The following is a 4,873-nucleotide window of genomic DNA, read 5'->3' on the forward strand; positions in this document are numbered from 1 at the left end:
GCCGAGCAGAGCATGCCGTTCGACGGCAGGCCGCGCAGCTTGCCCTTCTTGATGTGCATGCCGTTCGGCAGATGCGCGCCGACCATGGCGACCGGTACGACCTGACCCTCAGCGACATTCTGTGCGCCCGTGATAATCTGAATGAGATCCTTTTCACCGACATTCATTTGGCAAATCTGCAGATGGTCGGAATCCGGATGCTTCGTAAGCTTTTCGATGCGGCCCGTGACAACGTGGTCGAGGCCCTCATCCGCGCGGATGACGTTCTCGACCGGCACGCCGGCCATCGTGAAACGGTCTGCGAGCTCCTCTGCGGACCAGTCAAAATCAATATAATCCTTTAACCATTTGATGGAAACCTGCATTGTTTATCCCCTTTCTCAGAACTGGCGCAGGAAGCGCATGTCATTGTCGTAGAACAGGCGCAGATCGTCGACGCCGTACGAAAGCATCGCGATGCGCTCCACGCCCATGCCGAAAGCGAAGCCCGAGACCTTTTTCGGGTCGTAGCCGCTCATTTCCAGCACATGCGGATGCACCATGCCGGCACCGAGAATCTCGAGCCAGCCCGTGCCCTTGCAGACCTTGCAGCCCTTGCCGTGGCACATGACGCACGAAATATCGACCTCAGTCGAAGGCTCCGTGAAGGGGAAGAAGCTCGGACGCAGGCGGACCTTGACGTCCTCGCTGAAAATCTGGCGCAGGAAGAGCTCAAGCGTGCCCTTGAGGTCCGCGAACGTGATGCCCTCATCGATGACAAGGCCTTCGACCTGCGTGAACATCGGGGAATGCGTGGCATCGTACTCATCGCGGCGGTAAACGCGGCCCGGCGCAATCATGCGGATCGGCGCATTCGGCTCATTCTTCTGCATCGTGCGGGCCTGCACAGGCGACGTCTGCGAACGCATGAGAATGTCCTCTGTAATATAGAAGGAATCCTGCATATCGCGGGCCGGATGGTCCTTCGGCAGATTCAGGGCCTCAAAGTTATAATAATCCTTCTCAATTTCCGGACCTTCCTCGACGGAAAAGCCCATGCGGAAGAAAATATCCTTGATGCGCTCAAGCGTCAGCGTCAGCGGATGAAGATGGCCTAAAGGCTGCTGACGGCCCGGCAGCGTCACATCGATTTTCTCGCTGGCGAGCTTCTCCTGCATCGCGCGTGCCTTGAGCTCCTCATTCTTCTGCTGAATGAGCTCGGCAATCTCAGCTTTCGCTTCGTTGACAATCTTGCCGACCTTCGGGCGGTCTTCCTTCGCCAGTGCGCCCATGCCCCTGAGGATTGTCGTAAACTCGCCCTTTTTGCCGAGGAAGCGGACGCGGATATCGTCGAGCTCCGAAAGATTTCCTGCGGCATTCTTGATGGCCTCGGCAGCTTGTGCCTTCAGCTTTTCAATCTTCTCCTCCATTAAAAAACCTCCTAAAAATAAAAAACCTCCGTCCCTCATACGAGGGGCGAAGGTATAATTCGCGGTACCACCCTGATTTGTAGCTTCATTACGGCTCTAACGCAGCCCTGCGTCCGCCCTTGCCTGCGGAAACTCCGAAGCGAACGTTCACCTGCCCTCATCATCCCGCTCCCAGTCGCGGCGGGACTCCCTGAAGACGCCAGACAGGCTACTCTTCTTCATCATCGTCATGATGTACTAATATACCACATCGCGGCAAAAATTGCAACTGAGCGAAAGGAAGGGGTTACGCCTCTGCGCTCCGGAAATATGCGACCGTGCGGCGCAGTCCCTCCGTAAGCGAAACCTCCGGCTCCCAGCCGAGCCCGTCCTTAGCCTTTTCATTGGCGAGCATCGAGCGGTAAATGTCGCCCTCGCGCGCCTCTTTGTAGGCCGGTCTGAGCGCCCTGCCCTCGACCTGCCCGAAGATTTCCACGAGCTCCTTAAGGCTCGTCTCCGTCTGCGTGCTGAGGTTGTACGCCGTATTGACTTTTTCCGTCACCAGCGCCCTGCAGATGCCGCGCGCGATATCCCCGGCGTAGATGAAATCGCGCGTCTGCCCGCCGTCGCCGAAAATCGTCAGGCCCTCGCCGCGCGCAACGCGCTTCGCAAAAATGCTGATGACGCCGCCCTCGCCCTTGTCGCCCTGACGCTCGCCGTAGACATTGGCAAAGCGCAGCACGACGTAGTCAAGGCCGTAAAGCTCATGATAAAGGTCAAGATAATGCTCGACCGTGACCTTCGTGAGTCCGTAGAAAGACAGCGGCGCCAGCCGAAGCTCCTCGCGAAGCGGCAGCAAATCCTCCGTCACATCGCCATAAGCCGCGGCCGTCGAAGCAAAAATCACGCGCGAAACGCCGCTTTCCCGCGCGGCTTCAAGCACATTGACCGTGCCCATGACATTTTCGGCCGCATCAAAATGCGGGTCCCGGATCGAGGCATCGACCATCGTCTGCCCCGCCAGATGCACAATGGCATCAAAATGACCCGCCGCGATTTTCTCACGCGCCGCCGCCTCGCGGTCATCCATCTGCCAGAACGTAAATCCCCCCGCCGGCAAATGCTCCCGCGCGCCCGTACTCAGATTATCGAGCACCACGACCTCATGCCCGAGCTCCATCAGCTGCCGCACAAGATGCGACCCAATAAAGCCCGCTCCCCCTGTAACCAAAATCTTCATGAACCTTCCCCGATCTCCCTTAAACTGCTAAATATATTCATATATAAAACGATACGTTATATTATAAGCCAAATTTCATCTTTTCTCAACTAAAAAGCCCTGCAGCATATAATCAGCAGGGCATCTTACGTACCATCAAATTCATTTCATCAAAAAGCCAGGCCGTTATCCCGTGCAAGTTTCTGTACCTCTTCCAGAGAAAGATGCGTGTACTTCACAATGGCCTTCACCGGAATACCATCCTGCAGCAGTGACAAAGCAATCCCTAGAATTGCCTTTTTCTTATTCGCTTCACCCTCTTCACGGCCTTCTGCATGGCCTTTTGCAAACCCATCTTCCTCTGCAATCTCTAATGCGCGTTTCTGATCCCATTTGAAGTTCACCATGTCGAACACCTCTTTCTCATTTTCTTCAAAATAATCGGCCATCAGGTCGTAGGAACTTTGCTTTTTCCTCCATTATATCATGGCAGGCTGAAAAAAAAGAATCTGAATGCGTAACATCCTTACGCAAAGTCGACGTCGGGCTGCCGACGAACTTCCAGCGCTCCATGGACCGCTTCACGGACGAACTCAGCCAGCTGGTCAAAGAGCTGCATGAACAACGGCGGGCCTGCTAAGAGTCGGCCAGACACAACAGAATATCCATCCAAGCCAATCCAATTGGCCCCAAGCCCCCGCAGCGAAACAAACGCTGCGGGGGCATTTTGTTATACGAGCGCACACGGCCTCATGGTTGCCGGCCCCCAAAAAATCAGGTAAAATATAGGTAAGAACAGCAAAGGGAGTGATGACATGCCACCCAGCGAAGACCAACAAACCGACGAGCTAAAGAAAGCCTATGATGCCGTCTGCAAGAAAGTCCTTGCGGAAAAAGGCATCATTGCCAACATCCTGAAGAGCTGCGTCAAGGAATTCGAGGATTCTTCCATCGATGAAATCGTGCACCACTGTATTCAGGGCACGCCCGAAGTCGGCACGGTCCTTGTCGAACCGGATGCCGGCATCACGCGCATCCAGAACGTACAAACCGAAGACAAAAGCTCGACCGAAGGCACTGTCTTCTACGACATCCGCTTTACGGCTCTCGCCCCGGCAGACGGCCAGCCCATCGAGCTCATCATCAACATCGAAGCGCAGAACGACTTCAACCCGGGCTATCCGCTGCTGAAACGTGCCATTTACTACTGCAGCCGCCTGATTTCCAGCCAGTACGGCACGGTTTTTACGAAGTCACACTACGAAAAAATCCAGAAGGTCTATTCCATCTGGATCTGCACCGCTCCGACAAAAGCCTGGTCCTACACGATCACACGCTACAGCATGAAGGAAGAAAACCTCATCGGACAGGCCGAAGCCCCAAACAGCGACTATGACCTGTTGACGCCGATTCTCGTCTGCCTCGGCAAGAAGCATTACACCGAGCTCACAGGCCTGCTCAAAATGCTCAACCTCGTCCTGCTCGACAACATCAGCTCCGACAGCAAAGTAAAGACATTGTCCGAAGAATTCAAAGTAACAACCACGCCTCATTTAGAAAAGGGGGTCGCAAAAATGTGCAATCTCAGTGAAGGAATCGAAAAACGCGGCATCAGCATTGGTAAAGCAGAAGGTATCAGTATTGGTAAAGCAGAAGGTATCAGTATCGGTGAGACTCGCGGCGAAACTCGCGGAATTGTGCGAAGCATTAAAGCCTTAATGCGTAAAAGCGGCCTGACGATTGATGCTGCCATGGACATCCTCGACGTCCCTGAAGCCGACCGGCCGCGCTACGCCGAGATTATCGAAAAAGGCATACATTGATAAATATGATATCTGCCTCGCAGCCATGCGAGGCTTTTTGCTCATCATTGCCAATATCCTGAAAAGCTGCGTCAGCGAATTTCAGGATCTCTCCATTGACGAAATTGCCCGTCACTGCATTCAGGGAACGCCTGAAGTCAGTACGATCCCAGTCGAGCCGGATATCAGCACGACACGCATTCAAAGTCAGCAAACCGAGGACAAGACGCTGACCGAAGGCACAGTTTTCTACGACATCCGCTTTACGGCTCTTGCCCCGGCAGATGGCATGCCCATTGCGCTCATCATCAACTTCGAAGCGCAGAATGACTTCGAGCCGGGCTATCCGCTCTTAAAACGTGCCCTCTATTACTGCAGCCGCATGATTTCCAGCCAGTACGGCACCGTCTTTACGAAGTCACACTACGAAAAAATCCAGAAGGTCTATTCCATCTGGATCTGCA

At 54.3% G+C, this 4,873-nt stretch carries 6 protein-coding genes and 1 pseudogene; 2 read left to right on the forward strand and 5 right to left on the reverse strand.

Annotation, left to right across the window (positions count from 1 at the left end; translation table 11 throughout):
• From ytpR to ACI4OH_RS09190, 5 genes are all read right to left on the reverse strand, one after another.
• A partial coding sequence (gene ytpR, locus ACI4OH_RS09170; protein ID WP_439784623.1) for a YtpR family tRNA-binding protein occupies nucleotides 1-365 on the reverse strand: 365 nt, incomplete at its 3' end.
• 15 nt (nucleotides 366-380) lie between these two features.
• Nucleotides 381-1,409 carry a phenylalanine--tRNA ligase subunit alpha gene (gene pheS, locus ACI4OH_RS09175; protein ID WP_435720657.1) on the reverse strand — a complete coding sequence of 343 codons (1,029 nt, stop codon included), beginning with the start codon at nucleotides 1,407-1,409 and terminating at the stop codon, nucleotides 381-383.
• Between the two features lie 286 nt (nucleotides 1,410-1,695).
• Complete coding sequence (locus ACI4OH_RS09180; protein ID WP_439784624.1) at nucleotides 1,696-2,628, reverse strand: NAD-dependent epimerase/dehydratase family protein; 933 nt, start codon at nucleotides 2,626-2,628, stop codon at nucleotides 1,696-1,698.
• Nucleotides 2,629-2,777: 149 nt separating this feature from the next.
• Nucleotides 2,778-3,056 (reverse strand): RpnC/YadD family protein, encoded by a 279-nt coding sequence (locus ACI4OH_RS09185; protein WP_439784625.1) that lies wholly within the window; start codon nucleotides 3,054-3,056, stop codon nucleotides 2,778-2,780.
• Nucleotides 3,057-3,133: 77 nt separating this feature from the next.
• Nucleotides 3,134-3,262 (reverse strand): hypothetical protein, encoded by a 129-nt coding sequence (locus ACI4OH_RS09190; protein WP_439784626.1) that lies wholly within the window; start codon nucleotides 3,260-3,262, stop codon nucleotides 3,134-3,136.
• A gap of 160 nt (nucleotides 3,263-3,422) precedes the next feature.
• Between ACI4OH_RS09190 and ACI4OH_RS09195 the strand changes: the two genes are divergently transcribed.
• Together ACI4OH_RS09195 and ACI4OH_RS09200 are read left to right on the forward strand one after the other, a co-directional pair.
• Complete coding sequence (locus tag ACI4OH_RS09195) at nucleotides 3,423-4,430, forward strand: hypothetical protein (protein ID WP_439784627.1); 1,008 nt, start codon at nucleotides 3,423-3,425, stop codon at nucleotides 4,428-4,430.
• A 37-nt stretch (nucleotides 4,431-4,467) separates the two neighbouring features.
• Nucleotides 4,468-4,873 (forward strand): annotated as a pseudogene (locus ACI4OH_RS09200) (hypothetical protein); the annotation flags it as partial.

The sequence above is a fragment of the Mitsuokella apri genome, assembly GCF_051886055.1.
GTDB lineage: Bacteria > Bacillota > Negativicutes > Selenomonadales > Selenomonadaceae > Mitsuokella.